The sequence below is a fragment of the Corynebacterium pseudokroppenstedtii genome, assembly GCF_019754945.1.
GTDB classification, from domain to species: Bacteria; Actinomycetota; Actinomycetes; order Mycobacteriales; family Mycobacteriaceae; genus Corynebacterium; species Corynebacterium pseudokroppenstedtii.
In genome coordinates this window covers 1-19,667 of sequence record NZ_JAEUWU010000005.1, presented here as the reverse complement: position 1 = coordinate 19,667, position 19,667 = coordinate 1, and the positions used below count along the sequence as shown (strand labels likewise).

Annotated in this window: 16 protein-coding genes and 5 pseudogenes; 9 read left to right on the top strand and 12 right to left on the bottom strand. The window is 57.1% G+C overall.

Annotated features, from left to right (window positions below; translation table 11 throughout):
* Positions 1–20: 20 nt before the first annotated feature.
* The 7 genes and pseudogenes from JMN36_RS09005 to JMN36_RS11115 all read right to left on the bottom strand — a co-directional run.
* Positions 21–992 carry an ABC transporter substrate-binding protein gene (locus JMN36_RS09005; RefSeq protein WP_204087515.1) on the bottom strand — a complete coding sequence of 324 codons (972 nt, stop codon included), beginning with the start codon at positions 990–992 and terminating at the stop codon, positions 21–23.
* Positions 979–1,995 (bottom strand): ABC transporter substrate-binding protein, encoded by a 1,017-nt coding sequence (locus JMN36_RS09000; RefSeq protein WP_204087516.1) that lies wholly within the window; start codon positions 1,993–1,995, stop codon positions 979–981. Before JMN36_RS09000 ends, JMN36_RS09005 begins: the two co-directional genes overlap by 14 nt.
* A 149-nt stretch (positions 1,996–2,144) precedes the next feature.
* On the bottom strand, positions 2,145–2,438 hold the full coding sequence (locus JMN36_RS08995; protein WP_204087517.1) for a WXG100 family type VII secretion target: 294 nt from the start codon (positions 2,436–2,438) through the stop codon (positions 2,145–2,147).
* A 56-nt stretch (positions 2,439–2,494) separates the two neighbouring features.
* Positions 2,495–2,806: a WXG100 family type VII secretion target gene (locus JMN36_RS08990; protein ID WP_012732365.1), complete on the bottom strand. Its 312-nt coding sequence runs from the start codon at positions 2,804–2,806 to the stop codon at positions 2,495–2,497.
* Positions 2,807–3,036: 230 nt separating this feature from the next.
* A complete protein-coding gene (locus JMN36_RS11025) occupies positions 3,037–4,635 on the bottom strand; it encodes a type VII secretion-associated protein (RefSeq protein WP_221924276.1) in 1,599 nt (532 codons plus the stop codon).
* Between the two features lie 47 nt (positions 4,636–4,682).
* Positions 4,683–6,365, bottom strand: a pseudogene (locus JMN36_RS11120) (FtsK/SpoIIIE domain-containing protein); the annotation flags it as partial.
* Between the two features lie 288 nt (positions 6,366–6,653).
* Positions 6,654–7,304 (bottom strand): annotated as a pseudogene (locus JMN36_RS11115) (FtsK/SpoIIIE domain-containing protein); the annotation flags it as partial.
* A gap of 648 nt (positions 7,305–7,952) precedes the next feature.
* On the opposite strand from JMN36_RS11115, the gene JMN36_RS08975 reads away from it, so the two are divergent.
* The 6 genes from JMN36_RS08975 (at position 7,953) to JMN36_RS08950 (ending at position 15,268) form a co-directional block, all read left to right on the top strand.
* A complete protein-coding gene (locus JMN36_RS08975; protein WP_046203534.1) occupies positions 7,953–8,264 on the top strand; it encodes a helix-turn-helix domain-containing protein in 312 nt (103 codons plus the stop codon).
* Complete coding sequence (locus tag JMN36_RS08970; protein ID WP_046203533.1) at positions 8,261–12,406, top strand: DNA polymerase; 4,146 nt, start codon at positions 8,261–8,263, stop codon at positions 12,404–12,406. The genes JMN36_RS08975 and JMN36_RS08970 overlap by 4 nt, the downstream gene beginning before the upstream one ends.
* 168 nt (positions 12,407–12,574) lie before the next feature.
* The gene (locus tag JMN36_RS08965) at positions 12,575–13,000 is read left to right on the top strand and encodes a hypothetical protein (protein WP_046203532.1); all 426 of its coding nucleotides are present in this window, start codon (positions 12,575–12,577) and stop codon (positions 12,998–13,000) included.
* Entirely contained in the window at positions 12,997–13,515 is a 519-nt protein-coding gene (locus JMN36_RS08960) for a hypothetical protein (protein ID WP_052723096.1), read from the top strand. The genes JMN36_RS08965 and JMN36_RS08960 overlap by 4 nt, the downstream gene beginning before the upstream one ends.
* 252 nt (positions 13,516–13,767) lie before the next feature.
* Positions 13,768–14,130 carry a plasmid mobilization relaxosome protein MobC gene (gene mobC, locus JMN36_RS08955; RefSeq protein ID WP_046203530.1) on the top strand — a complete coding sequence of 121 codons (363 nt, stop codon included), beginning with the start codon at positions 13,768–13,770 and terminating at the stop codon, positions 14,128–14,130.
* Positions 14,111–15,268, top strand: a complete 1,158-nt coding sequence (locus JMN36_RS08950; protein WP_241865292.1) for a relaxase/mobilization nuclease domain-containing protein — start codon at positions 14,111–14,113, stop codon at positions 15,266–15,268. The genes mobC and JMN36_RS08950 overlap by 20 nt, the downstream gene beginning before the upstream one ends.
* Here the strand turns inward: JMN36_RS08950 and JMN36_RS08945 are convergent.
* Complete coding sequence (locus tag JMN36_RS08945; protein ID WP_011069225.1) at positions 15,179–15,889, bottom strand: IS6-like element IS1628 family transposase; 711 nt, start codon at positions 15,887–15,889, stop codon at positions 15,179–15,181. The genes JMN36_RS08950 and JMN36_RS08945 overlap by 90 nt on opposite strands.
* 170 nt (positions 15,890–16,059) lie before the next feature.
* On the opposite strand from JMN36_RS08945, the gene JMN36_RS11110 reads away from it, so the two are divergent.
* The 3 genes and pseudogenes from JMN36_RS11110 to JMN36_RS08930 form a co-directional block, all read left to right on the top strand.
* Positions 16,060–16,113: a chloramphenicol resistance leader peptide gene (locus JMN36_RS11110; protein ID WP_011113070.1), complete on the top strand. Its 54-nt coding sequence runs from the start codon at positions 16,060–16,062 to the stop codon at positions 16,111–16,113.
* A 21-nt stretch (positions 16,114–16,134) separates the two neighbouring features.
* On the top strand, positions 16,135–17,310 hold the full coding sequence (gene cmx, locus JMN36_RS08935; protein ID WP_042529219.1) for a chloramphenicol efflux MFS transporter Cmx: 1,176 nt from the start codon (positions 16,135–16,137) through the stop codon (positions 17,308–17,310).
* Positions 17,310–17,408: pseudogene (locus tag JMN36_RS08930) on the top strand (IS481 family transposase); the annotation flags it as partial. The gene cmx and the pseudogene JMN36_RS08930, both read left to right, overlap by 1 nt.
* A 105-nt stretch (positions 17,409–17,513) precedes the next feature.
* On the opposite strand, the gene JMN36_RS08925 reads toward JMN36_RS08930, so the two are convergent.
* From JMN36_RS08925 to JMN36_RS08910, 4 genes and pseudogenes are all read right to left on the bottom strand, one after another.
* A complete protein-coding gene (locus JMN36_RS08925; protein ID WP_000480968.1) occupies positions 17,514–18,350 on the bottom strand; it encodes an aminoglycoside O-phosphotransferase APH(6)-Id in 837 nt (278 codons plus the stop codon).
* Positions 18,350–19,153, bottom strand: coding sequence for an aminoglycoside O-phosphotransferase APH(3'')-Ib (gene aph(3'')-Ib, locus JMN36_RS08920; RefSeq protein ID WP_001082319.1), 804 nt, complete (start codon positions 19,151–19,153; stop codon positions 18,350–18,352). The genes JMN36_RS08925 and aph(3'')-Ib overlap by 1 nt, the downstream gene beginning before the upstream one ends.
* A gap of 65 nt (positions 19,154–19,218) precedes the next feature.
* Positions 19,219–19,539, bottom strand: a pseudogene (locus tag JMN36_RS08915) (recombinase family protein); the annotation flags it as partial.
* A gap of 53 nt (positions 19,540–19,592) precedes the next feature.
* Positions 19,593–19,667, bottom strand: a pseudogene (locus tag JMN36_RS08910) (IS6 family transposase); the annotation flags it as partial.

Genomic DNA, 19,667 nt, shown 5'->3' with positions numbered 1-19,667 from the left:
TCGGTCTGTCGTCAGAAGTGTCAGGAGGACACGGGCGGGTTTATTTGGGCTTCGGGGATGTCGGATCCTTTGTTGGCCCACGCGTCCATGATCGTTTTCATGGTGCCATTATCAATGAGCTCTTGTGTGGCGGCTCGAATGGCTTCTGCCAGGGGTCGATTGTTTTGCGCAACAATCGCTGCCTTCGGTGCCCGGTTCACAATGGTGCCGACGGTGTCGAGGCGCCCTTGGGATTGGTTGACGGCGTAGGAGACTATCGGCGAGTCTGCCACCATGACGTCGGCTTTTCTTCCTACGACTGCCGTGGACGCGTCTGTTTGGTTTTTGTAGCTTTGGATGGTCAGCTTTTCGCCGCTTCCGCAGTGGGACGCTTCTTCGGTGACGACTTCTTCGTGCAAGGACCCTGTTTGCACAGCTACGGAGTGCCCGCATAGGTGCTCCGGGTCTACGTTTTTGGGGTTTCCTTTGGCAACGCCGAATGCTCGCCCGGAGTCATACAAGCTGACCATGTTGACTTGTTTCATTCGCTCTTTATTGATGGTGAATGCGGAGATTCCGGCATCGAATTTCGTGCCGACGGACGGAATGATGCTGTCGAATGTTGAGTTGCGAATGTCTGCTTGGAGACCCATCACGCGCGCGAGTGCCCGCGTGAGGTCTATTTCGAATCCTTCGAGGGTTTTGCCATCGGAGCCGACGAATTCGGCGGGCGCGTAGTCGGCCGAGGTCCCGACGATGAGCGTTCCGCGGGACTTGACCGCCTCTGGCACTGTCTTTGCGATGTCATCGTTGGTGCTGAGGGCATCGATTGTGGACGCTATTGCGTTATTTCCGGTTGGGCTTTCTTCGGATTTATATGTGCAGCCGGATAGCACTCCCACGACAGCAAACACCAGTACTGCAGCTATGGTGGCGCGGTGGCTGGCGTAGCGGCTCGTAGTCGTGCGCTGGCTGGCGTGGTGACTATCGCGCTGGGGTTTATGCGTCATCATCTGGCTTGGGGTTGAGTTGAGATTCGGAAATGAAGGAATCTTCGGTTCCCCATTTGGCCAGGATTTTCTTCATCGTCCCGTCGTCGATGAGCTTTTGGATGGCGGCATGGATGGCGTCGGCAAGTTGGGTGTCATTCTTGGCGACGATGGCGGCTTTAGGAGTGGAGTCGACGACCTTCCCGATCGGCTGGACGCGCCCTTTGGATTGCTTCTCTGCATAATCGACGACGGGCGAGTCGGAGAACCAGAGGTCAGCTTTCCCTCCGGCGACGGCGGTGGCAACATCTGCGGAGTTTTTGTACGACTGGATCGTTACTCCCTTTTTGCCGTTGTGCTTGCACTGGTCGTTCTTGTCGTTGGCCATTTCTTCATAGACGGACCCGGTGAGGACGGCGACGGAGTCACCACAAATGTCGCTGGGGTCGATGTCCCGAGGGTTGTCTTTGAGGACGGAGTACTTCGTCCCGGATGTGTACAGGGTGACCATGTTGGTGTGCTCGAGGCGTTCGGGTTTCACATCGAACGATGAGAATCCCGCGTCGTATTTGGTGCCGACGGATGCCACGAGGCTGTCGAAGCTTGCGTTGGTGAATTGCGTGGTGAGCCCGAAGAGGTCTCCGACGGCTTTGGCCATGTCGATTTCGGCGCCTTCGATGGTTTTCCCATCGTTTCCGATGAATTCGAGTGGGGCGAAGTCCGCCGACGTTCCCACGGTGAAAGTACCCTTTTGCTTCAGTGCTGCGGGCACGGAGTTGGCGATGGCGTCGTCCTTAGGAACTGAGATCGTTTCGGTCGGGTCGTCGGATGTTCCTGCTCCTTCGGAGTTGTAGGTACATCCGGCAACACTGACGCCGACGAGGGTTGCACACGTTCCCAGTGTGGCGACAGTGCGGGCCAGTGTGTAGGGCAGTTGAGTGCCCGCGGCTGATTGTCCCGGTGCCGTTGACCGACGGTGGGTCGCTGTGCGCGGGAAGCTGGACCGCACTGAACGCAGAAAATTCATTCCTTGAATTTTATGTACCGTTTTCGTGCAGTTCAACTGTGCGGATGAATAATCACTGCATGAATTGGTGAATTTCTCCATTGTCGGCTTCCACCCTGCCCTCGTCAACCCACCTGTGTGTCCTTGAGATTTAGGCTAACGGTTTTACGCTAACTCCAGGATGCTGCAGCCGAGCGGTTGATATCGCTCATGGAATCATTGCTGCCTGCCACCGCCCTTGCGATGGTGGCGAGGACTTGGTTGAGGTCGGCTGCAGCGGTGTCCCATTGTTGCTGGGCTGACTGATATGCGGAGGCAGATTCACCGGTCCAGGTGCTGACCATGGGAGCTAGTTGGCTTTTGAGCTCATCGAGTAAGCCGTTGATACGTACAGATGTTTGGGTGATGTCTCCGCTGGCTGCTGCGATGTCGCCGAAGCTGTAGTGGATCATATCGGTGCTCATAGTGCTGTTCTCTTCCTTATGTCTTTCGTGATTGGTCAGAGTGATGGCCCGAAGGTTTATAGTGACAAGCCGCCTAGCTGGGTGAATGATGCGGCGTTCTGCTCTTCGGTGGTGGCAAATGCCGAGGCGTTCGCGCGAATGTTGTCCGATATGGAGCTCAGCGCTTCACGGAGACGGAGCGCGGCGTCGTTCCATTGAGCCATGAGTTCGCCGAAGGCGACGCTGGCGTTTCCTTTCCATGCTCCCGCGACGCCGTCGACAGTGCCTTGTAGCCGTTGAAGTTCTGCTTGGACTTGGTCATTGACGGCATCCACTTTCCCAGCCGTCGTGGTCATCAGTTCGTGTTCGGTAGCAAAAAGCCCGCTCATTGGTTCCCCCGTCTTAGTGAAATGTGTTGATATCGAATCCCGCCCCCACGGCCTCGTTACAATCCCGAGGTTTTCCGTGGTGTTGTGGCGGTGTATGAGTACAGACTCATCAGTCGTCGATCGGTTCCCACTTATTTAATATCTTTCTGGCGGGTGCCTTTTCGCACCCACGATTAACTGTCTTGACTCCATATGCTGGAAAAATACGCCTACTGGCATGGATTTCCGCATCAAGAGGGCATGACTTCTGCACTGCGCGCGGCGGTCGAGCATGCCGCTGTGCGTTTCGCGGTGAGCTCCCCTTTCCATTGGCATCCGACGCTGACTTGTTTTCCTTCTTGCAAAAATGTCGTCCACTGAACCACCGATCCACCTTCTGGGCGTTCTTCGTAGCTCACGGCACCTTGCCGCCACGCGGATTCGGGCGCGTAGTTGGAAAACTCAGTGCGGGTTTGGACCATTGATTCCACGTGTTCACGGAGGTGTGCGTCGGTCACGTCGGGTTGGACGGGATGCCCTGAGACCAGAATCCGTATGTCTCCATCCGCAGGGTCTTCCAAAATAAGACGCTCTGGCGTCGACGAGTGAGACCGTATCCATCCAGAGGTCAAGGCTGCCCGCACAATTCCGTTATCGACGATTCCTCCAGGCTGATCATGGTGGTCACTACTTGCTGGCGTGGCGGATAGTGCTGTTTGTCCCCCGGTTGCTTCATTCCCCTCTGCCTGTTCATCGCCATCAATGTGTTGAGAGTTGGCTTCTGCTTGATTCGTTTGCTCATGATTTCCGCCGCTGCGCAACGTGACGGCGAGGGCTGTCCCGATGAGGACAAGGGTGCACATGGTGACAGCGAGCGCATTGCGGTGGCGGAGTAAAAACCCTCCCCGGCGATAATCCCGGCGCGGCGGACGAAGGTCGGTTGTCTTTCGTTTCGTGGGGTTTGGTGAACCATCCTTGTCCGTTGGCACCCTGTTGTGTGGATTATTTTGGGTTCGCCCTCCCCGAGGCAACGCGGTGTCATCCCCACCCCGGTGCGTTTCGTTCCCGGCGCGGTGCACCTCAGTGCTCATAGGGCGAACATCGTGCTGTGAATCGCGCGAGAGAACTCCGGCCATACGCGCTGAAATCTCTATCTCTTCGATGCCGACTCGCATCGCCGGAATGGACGCCTCGTTCAGCTTCTCCAGGGCATATTCAACAAGTTCGGCACCCCGACCAGGCTTATTTGCAGCCTTGTCTGTAGCAACGACAAGGACTTCGACGCCCTCGGGTCCGATCAGGTCTCGTTCGCGGGAACTCGGGACTCGGCCGGTCTCCACGGCAGATTCAATTTCTGCACTCACGACGGCGATCAAGGGGTCCATAAAGGACTTTCCGTCGCCGATGGGGACAAGATCTGTCATTGCTTCGTCGGCAGGAAGAGTCAGCGCTGTCAGACCCGCGTATTGCCCTGCGATGTGGAGGACGAACGAAATAGGCCGAAGAGCAGGCTCAATGCTACAGAGCGCGTCGGACATCGGGAGAATGGTTGGAGCGTTCTCTGTTAACGCCGAGCGTGCGAAGGAAGGATCAGTATCCGGGTGCCGATACCGCTGTGCATCATCGTCGAGGTAGTTATCAGCCCACCGCTTCCGACGAAGTAGCCCCCACCATGACGGACACAAAACAATACGTTGTTCGGTTCGGCTGTTACGCCCGATGGAGACAACGTCCGGGACGCTCTGGCCCCGGCTGGACTCGTTGTGTCTCTCTATACGAGCCTGATGATTATCTGGAAGCATCGTCGGCGTAAAGCTTGGTGACGCGTAGTTCCTTGTCGTCGTACTCACAGTCACGTAGTTCCCCTTGTGTCCCAACCCCGTTAAATTGTTCGGTGCTATTTCTGTTCGGTGTTATTACTGTCGGCCGCGGTGGTTTCGGCTGCATCGGCGTCATCCGTAACAGCCACGTTTGTGTCATCCGCATCAGAGCCGGCAGGACTACATTTCTTGTCTTCGTCCTCGGCACTGTCCTCGGGTGAAAGCTGCGCACGTGCGAAATGAATTTCGCTGGTCGTCCCGTTGACAACGATGTGCGCGCGGCCTGGAAGAGCTGGCCGCAATGGCACCCCGAATAATGGGCCATCGTCTTTATCCGCGGACAGCAGCGCGACTACCCCGTTGATGGCACGCATTCCTGCGAGCAGAGGATCGTGAGCTGCGCGCATCATTCCTGATGCCCGTCGCGCCACAACAATATGCACCCCGATGTCACGAGCATGTGGAAGCACACTGACAAACCCGCTCATGACGGACGGCGAAATCGTGAGAAGGTCGTAATCGTCGATAAGAAGAAAAATCTCGGGCCCGGACCACCACGATCTGTCCTTCAGTTCCTGCGGTGTGATCGAATCACCAGGTAAGCGCATGTTCATGGTGGTGGTCAACTGAGCAATCAAAGTGTCTGCGGCGGAGGGTGTCGAGGCGTATCCGGCGTCATAATCGCTTGGAACTTCCGCCAGCAGCGTTCGGCGCGGATCGATGACGACGATGGCGGCGGTTGGCACATCATCCGTGCTCGTCGCATCAGCTGCGGAATCATCGGCTTTTGCACCCTGATCCGCCACAGGTTTCTTCCCGAAATCCTTGGGTTTATACGCACTTGTTATTCCGTGAATAAGTGAGCGAAGCGTCGTTGTTCGGCCGCTCTCCCCTTTTCCGACGATGAGCATCGCTGGGTTTGCCACCGTCGACCATAACCACGTTGATAGACGCACGCTCTCGCGGCCCATCGCGATCGCTGGAGGAAGAAGGGGATCGAGTTCCTCACGTGTGAGGACGTCGGGAAGAACCCGTAGCGCGGGAACACGAGTATCTCCTCGTTGCGCTGCTATGCGCGTCACCTCGGCAATGTCTTGGTTCGTTGAGTGAACGACCAAGGCATGAAGGCTGGTCCCCTTCCATTTCGCGATTGCTCGACCTGGGCGGCTGGGTATCCGTTCAGACAGTTTCCTATCAATCAGCGACTCCAGGGGGTCCCCCAGCGATAATTCAATTTTCGTTCCGAGTAAGTCACGGATCTGGGGCCGCAGTGCGGACCATCTATTGGCCGTAATAATGACATGAATTCCTACCGAGAGGCCGTCTGCAATGAGGATCCCGAGAGCATCGGCCACGTCGGGGAAATCTGTCGTTATGACGTGCCATCCGTCGATAACCACGAAAATGTCGCTAAGCCCGTGGTCGCGGGCAGCATCGACGCTGACCCACCCCTGCCGGATCCATTCCTCCCGACGGTCCTCGGCTAACACAGCGACTTCATTGACCAGCCGAAGGATGCGGTCATGTTCATGACGGTGAACCACGGCGACCGTGTGTGGCAATCGTTCCAGAGTTCTTAGACCGGATCCACCCATGTCCAGTACATAAAACTGTGCCTGGTCACTGGTACGGGATAACGCCAACGTCGTGACCACACTTCGTGCCGCGGTTGTTGTTCCTGACTGCGGGCCACCAATAATGCCGATATGTCCGGCTGATCCCCGCAGGTCAATAGTCCATGGGATCTGACGTTGAGTACGTGGTGCGTCGATCAGACCGATCGTTATCTGAAGACCTTCGTTGGAACAGGTGTGGTCGCGTGTGAGACGACGAGTCCGAGTATTCAATTCGGACATGGTTAAGACGTCAGGTAAGGGCGGCAGCCATATCGTTCGGGCAGGTACAAAGCGCGCCACCTCCGATGCGCAGGGTCCGTCGATGCTCAAACGGTCAATGGCAATGCGCAGAATAGTTGATGGTTGTGGCGACGCTGCCAACCTGGCGGAGGAACCAGCAGCTTCCGATGCAACGGAACCATTCCAGCGTCGGGAGACATAGGTGGCACGAAATGCGGTGATGGAATCCCCACCCACTCGAGCGAGGCCATAACCGGGTTCCTTGGGAAGAGTGTGGGCGTCGTTGACGCCAAGAACAATCCTCGACTCCCCTGCAGAAAATGTGCGAAGCCCGATGCGGTAACTCAGATGGGCATCGAGACCCCGCAATCGTCCTTCTTCCAGGCGCTGCGTCGCTAAAAGAAGGTGGACCCCCAGAGAGCGTCCCAATCGTCCAATCGCCACAAAAGTGTCGATGAAACCAGGATGCGCACTCAATAATTCCGAAAACTCATCGATAATGATGACGAGTGCCGGAAGAGGCGGATAATCACTATCATCGGCAGTTCCGCGACCAGCACATTGACGCCGCATATCGGCGTATTCCACCGAGGACGACACCCCGTGCGCGCGAAGGAATTCTTGACGCCGGGTCAGCTCCCCCTGGAGGGCATCCTCCATACGATCAACAAGCGCGGATTCGTCGTCCAAGTTCGTGATCACAGCTGCAACATGGGGCAACCGTTCCATACCGATGAACGTTGCGCCACCTTTGAAATCAACGAGAACGACGTTGAGCTGTTCAGGTGAATGCGACGCCACAAGCGAAAGCACCAAGGTTCGTAACAATTCGCTCTTAAATGAATGTGGGTTGTGGGTACTATATAGCATTTCCATACACAGCAGCACGGCAGCACAGCAGCACGGTACAGCAGCAGGTGGGGGTTAGGGGGCCTACTTTTAACCCTGCGCTAGAAAATAGGAAAATTTAAAAGGTTTTGTGTACCTAAGCTTCCATTTTTTCATGTTTTGCATAGAGGGCCGAAATCCAAGCCCCATAAGCCCCATAACCCCCACCAAAAAGCACGCAGTAAGACTGATAGCACCGGAGCAATCTCGGACGGTACCTAGGCCGCGCCAACCCCTACATGTCCCGTACCTAACGGCGGCGACCTGTGCCGAAAAAGTGCTCTTTTTTCTTGACGGCTGGCGGGTTGCTCCCTATACTTGTCATCAGTGTCGATTTTCCGTTATGCGAGGGAGTCGGCAGGGATAACCCCGAGAACAATGCTTAAAATGGGTAGCCCCGACGGCACGAGCATGCCGTTTCTCCGACGATAAAAGATACATCCGCGTAAGTCCTGGAACGGCAAGCCAGGCTGGGGACAGAGGTTGGGTAGGGAGTTAGCGCTCCCGTAAAGCGAAGCTGCGCACGGTGCTCTCAGACCGCCCAGATATAAGCCGGGAACGCACCCCTCTCCGGATAGCGATTAATGCTGTCTGGAGTACGCTTTGTCTTCCTCTGTTACCGCTCCTGCGGTCAACCCCCGTCTTTCGTTTTATACCCTCGCTGACCTCACCGACATGGGTCTCGGCAGCGCTGACGTTCTGCGCGACAGGATTAAGCGTGGCGAGCTGGGAGCACATCTTATCGGCGGCACGTACCGAGTAAGCCGCGCCGATCTCGATGCTTACTTAGCGGCATGTCACCGCCCGGCGACTGTCGAGGATTTCGTCGATGCCATTGTAGCTGTTGCGCCTGCTTTAAGTGAGGAGCAACGTTGCCGCCTTACAACTGTTCTGTCTGGGGGTGCAGCGGCGTGACACATAAGAAAAGCGCCCCGGAGAGCGCCTCTCATAATCTGAACAACTCTGATTCTACTGCCTCGACTGTCATAAGTCCAGACATTGACCTTAATTCAGACCATCTAGCTGAGCTTCATGCCTCTGCTATTAGCGATGAAACAATCGCTGCAACTGGTGTCTATACTGCCTCCACCCGTGACGAGCTGCCTGAGCCGTTGCGCTGGATTGCAGATAGAAACGACACCCTTCCGGCTTTGGTCTATCCAATGGTTGAGGCCGGGCGCGGTGTGACGTGGCAAGTAAAGCCACAACCTGGTTCTTTGGTGGACGAGGAGGGGCGACCCCGTAAATACATCTGCCCGAAGAAAGAAGGGTCGAATATCTCGCCGTCGTTTATCGAGCGGCGACCGATTACGAGTGCCACACGTCGCGTGCTGGTGGTCGAGGGTACGAAGCAGGCTCTTGCTGCGATGACCTGGACTGATGACACGACTGCTGTGTACTGCATCCCTGGTATTCAGACATGGATGGGTGGCGAGGACGGGCCTAACCCTGCTTTTGCCCGTCTTAAAGGGCAGTCTGTCTACATCATCCCTGATGCTGATGCTGGCTCTAACCGTGCTGTCTACGACGGTGCGCAAGGCCTTGGTGAACACTGTAAGGCGTGGGGTGCATCCCCTGTCCGTTTCGTGCGTATGCCAGGCCACGGGTCGCAAGGGTTAGATGATGTCCTTGCCACTGTGGACGATGGCGAGCGCTCGGAGATGCTTGAGCTGTGGATTCGCCAGGCGCAGGCTAAGCCTGCCAGCAAGATGCCGAAGCGTGCTAGCAAGAAGCAGCGCAGCAACACTGACGAGACTCGCAACGACTCGCGTCCGAAGCTTCATACCGACTTGCCGCCTGAAACGCTATGGGATCGAGCTTGGGAGGCAATTGAGAGTAAACATGCAGGTGTGACACTGTTTCGCCAGGATTCTCGTCCTGTAATGATTTCTCGGCGTGATGGCCAGGCTGTCCTGGTGCCGGTAGACCGTGCAACGGGGCGGCGTCTGGCTGCTGCTGCTTTCGATTTGGTGCGTGAAACTGACGATTCCACCACTGTCGTGGCACCGATGGACAAAGATATCGACGTGATTTTCACTCCTTTCTATACCGATAGTCTGCCGCCGCTGCACAGCGTGACGCGGTCGCCGCTGGTTACAGAGACTGGCGAAATTATCACGCGCTCGGGTTACCACAAGGGCACGGGTGTCTATGTAGACCTCGACGATTCCCTTACCGGTATCTCTGTGCCAGATAAACCAAGTGATCAGGACGTGGAGAATGCAAAGGTGCTGCTTGAGGATGTTCTCTACGATTTTCCGTGGGTAACTCCTGCTGATCGCACCCGTGCTCTCGGTGCTCTGCTAACTCCCTTGGCGCGCCCGATGCTTACTACAGCACCCATGCACGTGATTTCTGCCGTGCGCCGATCCTCTGGAAAAGGTCTGCTCACAGATGTTTTCCATCTGATCGCAACAGGCGAGACTGCTGCGGTGCAGGACTTGCCTGGTACTGAGACAGAGATGCGGAAGGTAATTGCGTCGAAGCTTTTTGCTGGTGCTGCAACACTTTTCCTCGACGAATGTAGCGTCGGTGTGGATAGTAAAGCTCTATCTGCCCTGCTGACAGCCGAGTCTTATACCGACCGCATCCTTGGTGAGTCGCGCATGATTTCGGTACAAAACAACCTGTGCGTGTACGCAGCCGGAAATAATATCGCTGTTGACGGCGACCTGGCCCGCCGTGTCGTTCCTATTCTTCTCGACCCGAAGTGCTCCAGGCCTGAATCTCGCAGCGGTTTCCGGCATCCTCACCTGCGCCGATATGTGCGTGCTCACCGGCGTGAACTGCTGGCAGCGGCACTGACACTAATCCGTGCATGGGCTGTGGCTGGCAGGCCATCGCCTAATGTGGCCGGCCCGTTCGGCTCTTTCGAGGGCTGGTATCACGTGGTCGGTGGCACCTTGGAGCACGTCGGGTATGCCGATCTCACGACAGACTTGGAGGAGATCCGAGCACGGTATAACGCTTCTGAGCAGGAAAACGCTGAGCACCTAGCGTGGCTCTATGAAGCAATGGAGGGCGACGATTTTCGCGCCTTCGACGCAGAATGCAAGATCGCTGACTCCCGCGACTATGTCCCTCTGCCTGAGGGTCTGGTTTCTTTGGACGAGGTCTCAGCACGCCGCCTCGGGCGTGTCTACTCCCGTCTGCAAGGCGCGTGGATTGGTGGATACTGTCTTGAAAGCGCTGGTGTAAAGCACCACACGAAGCTTTTTCATGTGGTGTGCGAGGATGACTGGGGTGGTGGCCCCGGCCCTGGTGCTGGTCCCGATAACAGTGTGCCGCCAGAGCCTTCTACGCCTGCAACACCTGAGCCTTCGGATACAGATAGTGTTGACACGCTGGTATTCGACTTGGAGACCGGCAGTGCCGATGACCTGCACGTGACGGATGACCCTGGCTTTGTCCGGCTGGCTACTTACTCCATCAATGGTGCAGAACCTGTAGCTACAACCGATATTGCAGGTGAGCTGCTACCTCTAATCGAGCGTGCAGGCGTGGTCGTAGGCCACAACATCGTCCAATACGACCTGGCTGCGCTACAGCGTCTTTATGGTCTCGATGTTGAGGCTCTGGTGAAGTCTAACCGTGTGCATGACACTCTCGTCATGGCGCGGCTGGCTGCAGGTGGTGCTAAGAACTTAAAGTACGACCTCAATGCTGTCGCGTCGCGTTACAGCGTTGGTGGAAAGTTGCTCAAAGATGGGAAAACAGTACTTGACGCGCAGGCGGAGCAGTTTGGTGGCTTCGACAAGATACCCACCGATCACCCTGACTATGTCAAGTACGCGCTCCAGGACGTGCGGGCGAACACTGCCGTATACAGCAAGCTTCTGCCTGAGACCATCGACGCAGTGGGCGAGGAATATCTCCAGCGTGAGCACGAAAAGACGTACGCTCTATCCGTCGTGGAAGCGAAAGGTATCCGTGTAGACACCGGTAAGGTCGAGGCTTTTTTCGCGGAGGAAGAACAGACGAAAAGCAATATCCGACAGTGGCTAGTAGACACTGTCGGTATGCCCGACGAAGGTACGTCGCCATGGGCTTCGGTAGATGGCAAGCAGGCTATTGCAGACTACTTTGGCCGATTCGGTGCCGAAGTGCCGCGTACAAAGAAAGGTGGAATCTCGATTAGCGGTAAGGCGATGCAGGAGCTTGCTAAGCAACATGCAGGCACCCCCGAGGTAGTCGAGCTGGCGACCAGGATGCAAACACTGCTGCAAGCCTCGACGCCTGCTGCGACGATTAAAAAGTATCTGCACGGTGACCGTGTGTACCCGTCTATTAAGTCCAGTCAGAACACTGGACGCTTGAGCACCAAAGATCCAGGTATGACGGTTTTCGGTTCTCGTGATAAAAGGCTTATCCGTCAACGCGAGATGATCCTCTCGGATAGTGCTGACGAGGTTCTTATCAGCGTGGATTTGAGCCAGATTGATGCTAGGTGCATGGCTGCTGGCAGCGGTGACGAGCGCTACTCAGAGCTATTCGCGCTTGGTCGTGACGCACATACAGAGATGGCTGTCCGTGTATTTGGCGATAAGTCCCGCAGGTCTGAGGCTAAAGCTCTCGGCCATGCGGCAAACTACGGCATGGGGCCAAAGTCGTTTGCCGACCATGCTGGCATCTCTGTTGTTGAGGCTCGGTCTCAGCTTGATCGCCTGCATCGTGAGTTCCCGGAGCTGGAGTCCTTCAAAGAGTCTCTGCGTAAAAGCGCCGAGACTCGTGGCTGGGTTTCCACCGGCTTCGGTCGCCGTGTAGCTGTCGCACGAGATAGGGCTTATACCCAAGCACCGGCTGCATACGGTCAAGGCACGGCCCGAGACGTATTCCTGGAGGGCGTTCTCAATCTCCCGAGGGAAGTCCTGGAGATGGTACGCATTTTCGTCCATGACGAGATTATTCTCTCGGTGCCACGCGAGCGTGCTGAGGGGATTAAGGAGTGTGTGGTAGCCGCCTTTAAGGCTGTCGAGCTGCCTTCCTCTGGTGGGGTCTCTGTCCCTGTGCTCTCGGATTCAGCTGGCCCTGGCGACAACTGGTCTGAGTGTAAGTAGGCGGTTTGCATGCAGCTCTCTCGCAGCCCTCCCCTAGGCACTTTTATCGTCACAGAGACGTTAACAACGCAGGAAACACAGTACCCCGGGGAAGCCTTGAACCATCGGGCGCTTAACCCAAGTGCCCGATGGCACCGAAATACCGCAACCTAAAGAAAGGAGTTGGCCATGGAGCCACAATCACCGCAGCCACCCCGGACACCTCGCGGCGGGTCGAAGGAACGCTACGAAGCCGAGGAATCTGCAAAAGGTCTTATCGCAGGTTTAGTCGGCCTAGACTGCGCCGACATCATTCGTCGTTCTAATCGCGTCCAGGAGATTCTCGAGGATCTTGCCCAACACGCTCCCGCAGAGGGCGTGTCCCTGGAGCAGCTTAGGGAGGAGAGGAAAAAGGTCGATGCCGAAATAGACCAGCTGTCACGAGAGCTTGACGAACGCGACAGGAAAATGCAGGGCAAGCCCAACGGCAATCCCCCGGGCCAGCCCGAGCGCAAGCCCCGTAACGTCACGGTTAAAGACCCGCGATTTGCCCCTCTTTTCCAGAATGAACCAGAAGAAAACGACACAGATAAAGGATGGGAACCAGAACTATGATTACGAAGTCTCAGACCGCTTCTGCGATAAAAAAGTTTGAAGCTCGCCTGGAGAAGCAGAAGCGAGAGGAAGCCGAATTGGCTGCGGAGTTCGAGGAAATTGAGCGTAGGTTAGGCAAAGTTCTCGCCGCCTGCGTTTATGAACCGTCGAGCAAATGGGCCGCATTTCTCGACCGTTCTGTCTGGGAACTGCTCGTGGAATGCGGCGCACAGGTGGCCCCCTCCCGCGAAGCGTCCGAGGAGGACGAGGGCGCTCATCGCGGGGAGGACGAAGGAGCTGATAAAGGCTCCGAAGTCGATTCCGAAGGCTCTACCGAGCCGGAGGAGTCGGAGGACGAAGAAGCCGATGAAGGCTCCGATGACTCTACAGAGTCGGAGGAGTCGGAGGGTTCTGAGGACTCCCACGGCGGGGAATACGAAGAGGCTGACGAAGCCTCTGAGGCAGATTCCGAAGGCTCCCCAGAGCTGGAGGAATCCCCCGCAGGCCCGGAGCAAACTGACTACTACGGTCAGTGAGCGTAGGGCCAGAGGGTCGAGGGAGAGAATCTCCCTCGCCAGCGCCACGAGGCACCGGAGGTGCCCGAGTGGCTTGCTGGCCGCCTGTTAGGGAGGGCCGTCTTTGACGGTGGCGAGTACGCCTGAAGATGCGCAGCAGATTCAGGGGGCCGACACCGGAGAAGCGTGACCCTCACTAACAGACTGTGGCCCTGGCTGCGTCAGCAGTCGGGGCCACCCTGCCACAGTAAGTATGGAATGTAGGAGGTGGATATGCGAGACAAGTTCTCGACATATTCGCGGACAACCGTGCGCCTCGACAAGGATTTGGACAAATTTGTCGAGGAGGTCGCACGGTTCGCAGGTGTGCAAAAAGCAGTCGTGTTCCGGGAAGCTCTCTATGTCCTCGCAGAGGAGGAGAGCGTGCTAACGCAGAAGCGTTTGGCCCCGGAGACGCTGCGCCGGTGGGACGAGATGAACGAGCAGCTGCGTCGGATTGGCATCAATCTGAACCAGCTGGCTCGGCGCGCCAATATCGACGGGACTGAATCGGTGTCCGAGTTGGTAGAAGGCATCGCTGATAAAGTCGATTCTCTCCGCCAGGAGGTGAAAGACTTTGTCCACAATCAAGATTAGCTACAGTCAGAACCTCCGCGCGGCGACGGTGTATGCCGTCTACGGAACGGCAGACAATGCCCGCAAGGGTCGGGTGCGAGCTGATGCTTTATGCACGGTTCAACCTAATGCTGAATCGTTCTCGCCGTCGGCGACATCTGGCCGCTGGTCTGGAGTGGACTTCATGGAGGCCAGTGTGGACGAGATGGAGCGTTATGCTCCGGCTCAGCGCACTGACCAAGCAATTATTTATATCCAGTCGTGGGCGAAAGACGAGCTGGATAAGGATGACCCGGCTGATGTAGCTCGGGCTAATGCAGCCGGTTCAGAGCTGGCGATGCGGCTGACTAAAGGCACGGGAGTTCCGTTTACCGTTGCCACGCACACCGACAGTAAAAGCGGCTGCGTCCACAACCACATCGTCTTTGCCAATCACGACCCGCAGACAAAGAAGGCTGCGCCGAGGGACATGCGTAACTGGTTTAAGTTGCGCAACGTCAACGATGAGTTGATGCGCGAGTTGGGGATGCGTGTCCTGGGCAAGCCGGGAGGCCGGCAGGGAGGCAATGGAAGCAAGCCGATAAAGCCGGAAATATCGCTACTTCCTGCCGAGCGCAGGGCACGCAAAGAGGGCCAGTCCACCGACTCGACGGGCCTGGGCGTGGATGAATTAACAGCAATCACCTGGGCTGATTTCGCTCGCAAGCGCATAGACGCGCTGTGTGCTGATGAACGAGTAGCCGATGCTGAGGACCCGCTGGTCAAGGCGCTAGAGGTTGCTGGCGACTACAACCTGTCCCTGAAAGGGCAGCCTAACTCAAAGACCGAGGGCGAGTCGTTAACCGTGGCCCTGGTCGATGACGACGGAGAGGAGGCCTATTTTACGAACACCACGAAGGCCGGGCGTACCCGAAAGCGTAAAGCAGCTAAGGCCGGCTCGAAATTAGGCCGCAGCTATTCGCTAGAGGGTGTGACCGAGCGCGTTAACGAAGCGGTGCTGTTGCAACTTGGGGCGGGAGCCAAGAAAGCTCCGTTTTTATTGTGTGATCAACGCTATGTGCCTGTGTTGTCAGGCCGTCTCGAATACCCGGCTAACAATCACTGCATCCGGATTCGGGTGACCATAGGCAAACATCGTGCCCTGCCCCTTCCGCAATGAGTGCATCGCTTCCATCCCTTTCAACGTCCGGTAGGCAGACGTTTGGTTTTTGAATGCTCCTTTCGGCCCCAGGATCCGCTTTAACCGGCCATGATCGCCTTCAATGACGTTGTTGAGGTATTTCACCCGACGATGCTCGACCGTCGATGGACAGACGCCTTCCGCCTTCAGCTCAGAGATTGCCCTGGCGAGTGAGGGGGCCTTGTCGGTGCTGATCACCCGCGGATAGCCTGCCGATTTATTCGACCGCAGCGTCTTCGCCAGGAAACGCTTCGCTGCCGCGACGTTGCGTTTTGGTGAGAGGTAGAAGTCCAGGGTCTGGCCACCTGCGGTGATTGCCCGATAGAGGTAGCACCACTTTCCCCCGACCCGGATATAGGTCTCATCCACCCGCCAGGACCTGGCCTGCCAGTCAGGAACTTGCCGATACCACCGGGTCTTCTTATCCAGCTCAGGAGCATATTTCTGGACCCAGCGGTAGATCGTGGTGTGATCGACCGGCACTCCCCGCTCGGTCATCATCTCTTCGAGGTCGCGATAGCTCACGCCGTAGCGGCAGTACCACCGCACCGCCCACAGGATGATTTCACGAGGGAACTGCCGACCGGAGAAGATGCCCATGGACCTGATTATTCCACGCCGGTCTTCCTACTGCCCCAACTTTGCAACAGCACCAAGGCATGTTAGAGTTTGGGGCATGTCGAGTCCCGAATCAGACAGGTCAGGGGTTGTCGGTCACACCGCCAGCCCCTTGAACCACTAGTTACGACGCCCACGATCTGTGTGGGCGTATGTCTGGCGTACCCGGGGCGCTGGCCGTGGTGACAAGAAGAACCATTTCTTGATCTCACACCTCGGAGTACTCGATGCCTTTTGCCCTTTACATGCTTGCCCTGGCGGTCTTCGTCATGGGCACTTCAGAATTCATGCTCGCGGGATTGCTCCCCGCGATCGCGACCGAACTTGACGTCTCGGTCGGCACTGCGGGCCTGCTGACCTCCGCATTCGCAGTCGGTACGGTCGTCGGCGCGCCAGTGATGGCGGCATTCGCTCGCCGTTGGCCACCGCGGCTCACATTGATCGTTTGCCTTCTCGTGTTCGCGGGAAGCCACGTCATCGGAGCGATGACACCAGTGTTCTCTCTCCTGCTCATCACCCGGGTGCTCAGCGCTCTCGCAAACGCAGGATTCCTCGCCGTAGCACTGAGCACGGCCACTACCCTCGTGCCAGCGAACCAGAAGGGGCGTGCACTGTCGATCCTGCTCTCCGGCACGACGATCGCAACCGTCGTGGGCGTCCCCGCCGGGGCACTGCTCGGCACAGCGCTGGGCTGGCGAACGACGTTCTGGGCGATCGCCATCCTCTGTATTCCCGCGGCCGTTGGAGTCATTCGTGGCGTCACGAACAATGTTGGTCGGAGCGAGACTAGCGCGACCTCACCAAGGCTCCGTGTCGAGCTCAGCCAGTTGGCGACGCCGCGGCTCATCCTGGCCATGGCACTCGGAGCGCTGATCAACGGAGGGACCTTTGCGGCATTCACCTTCCTGGCACCCATCGTGACCGAGACCGCGGGCTTGGCCGAAGCGTGGGTGTCCGTCGCGCTGGTGATGTTCGGCATCGGATCGTTCCTTGGCGTCACGATCGCAGGACGACTATCAGATCAACGACCTGGCCTCGTGCTCGCAGTCGGCGGACCGCTATTGCTGACAGGCTGGATCGTGTTGGCAGTGGTCGCATCTCATCCCGTTGCGCTTATCGTCCTCGTCCTCGTTCAGGGATTCCTGTCGTTCGGCGTCGGCAGTACTCTGATCACGCGTGTGCTGTATGCAGCATCGGGTGCGCCAACGATGGGCGGTTCGTACGCAACCGCAGCATTGAATATCGGAGCTGCAGCGGGGCCCGTGCTTGGTGCGCTCGGGCTCGCGACCGGGCTGGGGCTGCTCGCGCCGGTTTGGGTCGCTTCGGTGCTGACAGCGATCGCTCTCGTCATCATGCTTCTCACCAGACGCGCGCTTACGAAGACCGCGGCGGAGGCCAATTGATGACCCATCCGAACGCTCTTCTCACTCCTCGTGCCCGTCTCCGGTTAGCTCGGCTGATTGTCGAAGACGGCTATCCGGCCACGATCGCCGCAAAGATGGGGTCGTTTGCGGGAGAGGGCGAAATCCTACGCTAAGGCTTTGGCCAACGATATTCTCCGGTAAGATTGATGTGTTCCCAGGGGATAGGAGAAGTCGCTTGATATCTAGTATGACGTCTGTCGCACCTGCTTGATCGCGGCCGCGATAGCTAGATCGCGTTGCTCCTCTTCTCCATCCGCGTTCCAAGCTGCGGAAAGGCACCCATAAGCGTACGCCTGGTCGAGCAGGCGACGCGGATCGACGTCCAGCGCACGAGAGAATGCGTCCGCCATCTGTGCAATGCGTCTAGGATCGAGACAAAGGTCGTCTCTGTCAGCCGGATCGTAGAACATATTGGCGGCGCCAAAGCCCACTTCACCGACCAGACCGACGGGATCTATCACCAGCCAGCCGCGACTGGAGAACATGATGTTTTCATGATGCAGATCGCCATGTAGCCCACGCAGTTCCGAGGCATTGCTCATCATTTGATCGGCTATAATCGCCGCGTGGACGTAGTCAGTTTGACAACCTGCGTTTTGATCATCGCGCGCCCGCTGAAACAAAGCTGCAAAGCGATCCCGGATCGGGAGAAGGGCAGAAGGCAGGGGTTCCTCAGATGCGGCATACAGCTTCGCCATTAGTTCCGCTGCAATTTCGGTCGCCTGGTAGTCGCCGTGCTCGGCAACGATGTGAGAGAGCATTCGCTCCCCGGCATATTCGAGCAACATCAGATTGTTCTCACGACCGAGCAACCGGACTGCTCCCCTCCCATTGCGCCATACCAGATAGTCGGCCCCGCGCAGTTCATCAGCAATGTCTTCTATAGGTTTCAATCCCTTGACGATTGCAGGAGTCCCGTCTGGCAATGAAACTTTCCAAACGAGGCTGGAAAAGGTGTCCGCAATGAGAACAGGTTGCGAAACGTGCCAATGAGCAGGAAAAACAGGCGGCATGAACATCAACCCCAAGTCAGAGGGTCCAATCGCAGATAGAAGGCAAGGCGTTCGCGGTCGGGGGCTTCGATCCCCAATACATTGAATAGGACAGCGAAGGCGCGCTCTGCTTCATCTGGCGCTGCCCAGTTCTCTTCGGCGTTAGCAATCATGAGTGCCAAATCGGCATAGCGATCTGCTGTTCCGAGCCGCCCAAGGTCGATCAGACCCGTGCATTGAAGAGTTTTAGGGTCCACCATGAAGTTCGGCATGCAGGGATCACCATGGCAAACAACCATATCGGTGCGCTCTTGGTCGAGCCGCACCGGTAGCTCTCGTTCGACACGAGCCAAAAGATCGAGCTGCGGCGTACTCTTGTCCTCGTCCGGTAAGAAGTCGGGATTGACGGCATTGCGGGACACCACATCAACGGCGCGTCCGAACATTCGCGACAGCCTGCGCTCAAACGGACATTGATCAACCGATAGGCTGTGAACAGCGCCAAGTTGCTGCCCCATTGACGGCCACGCTTTGAGCAAATCCGCTCCAGACAGATCAGCCGCCGGTACTCCCGGAATTGCCGTTATCACCAAGCATGCACCCTCCTGTTCCTCCTGCCAGTTGATCACCTCGGGGCAAGCCACACCTCGACCTTTGAGCCAAATGAGGCGGTCACGCTCTCCAGCGAGCTCACCGCGGCGGGAAGCAGGTGCGATTTTCGCGAAGGCATGCCCGTCACCACGTCGAAAAACAAAATCACCAGATTCTCCGCCTCTGACAGGCAACCAGTCAGAATGCGATTCACCAAAAAAAATATTAGTTCGATTCAATGGAGGTTCCTTCAGTTTTCTGATGAAGCGCGGAGGTGGCTCAACCTGCGAAAAGAAACGAGTTGCTACGTAAGTCCGAGAACATGCTTTCCATGGTCTCTGAGCTCGCCTTTGGGACCGACATATCGGTAGAGAGTGACGCGCTCGATGCCGAGTTCCTTGCAGAGATCGGAAACTGAAGTATCGCGCTGGGCCATGGCGGCTTGCGCGAGACGCACCTGAGCTTTGGTGAGCGCGAATTTTCGTCCGCCCTTGCGACCGCGCGCTCTCGCGGAGGCGAGACCCGCCATGGTGCGCTCTCGGATCAGATCCCGCTCGAACTCGGCCAAGGTGGCGAAGATTCCGAACACCATGCGACCGGACGCAGTCGTGGTGTCGATCTGAGCGGGCACTGTTGCAAAGTTAGCGATGAGGCAGCCTTTTGTCTTATTCAAAGGCCTTACATTTCAAAAACTCTGCTTACCAGGCGCATTTCGCCCAGGGGATCACCATAATAAAATGCTGAGGCCTGGCC

What these genes read in the sequence shown, in the direction of transcription:
- JMN36_RS09005 (WP_204087515.1), bottom strand. Translation starts at nt 992, where the DNA reads ATGATGACGCATAAACCCCAGCGCGATAGTCACCACGCCAGCCAGCGC.
- JMN36_RS09000 (WP_204087516.1), bottom strand. Translation starts at nt 1,995, where the DNA reads ATGAATTTTCTGCGTTCAGTGCGGTCCAGCTTCCCGCGCACAGCGACC.
- JMN36_RS08995 (WP_204087517.1), bottom strand. Translation starts at nt 2,438, where the DNA reads ATGAGCACCGATATGATCCACTACAGCTTCGGCGACATCGCAGCAGCC.
- JMN36_RS08990 (WP_012732365.1), bottom strand. Translation starts at nt 2,806, where the DNA reads ATGAGCGGGCTTTTTGCTACCGAACACGAACTGATGACCACGACGGCT.
- JMN36_RS08965 (WP_046203532.1), top strand. Translation starts at nt 12,575, where the DNA reads ATGGAGCCACAATCACCGCAGCCACCCCGGACACCTCGCGGCGGGTCG.
- JMN36_RS08960 (WP_052723096.1), top strand. Translation starts at nt 12,997, where the DNA reads ATGATTACGAAGTCTCAGACCGCTTCTGCGATAAAAAAGTTTGAAGCT.
- mobC (WP_046203530.1), top strand. Translation starts at nt 13,768, where the DNA reads ATGCGAGACAAGTTCTCGACATATTCGCGGACAACCGTGCGCCTCGAC.
- JMN36_RS08945 (WP_011069225.1), bottom strand. Translation starts at nt 15,889, where the DNA reads ATGGGCATCTTCTCCGGTCGGCAGTTCCCTCGTGAAATCATCCTGTGG.
- cmx (WP_042529219.1), top strand. Translation starts at nt 16,135, where the DNA reads ATGCCTTTTGCCCTTTACATGCTTGCCCTGGCGGTCTTCGTCATGGGC.
- JMN36_RS08925 (WP_000480968.1), bottom strand. Translation starts at nt 18,350, where the DNA reads ATGTTCATGCCGCCTGTTTTTCCTGCTCATTGGCACGTTTCGCAACCT.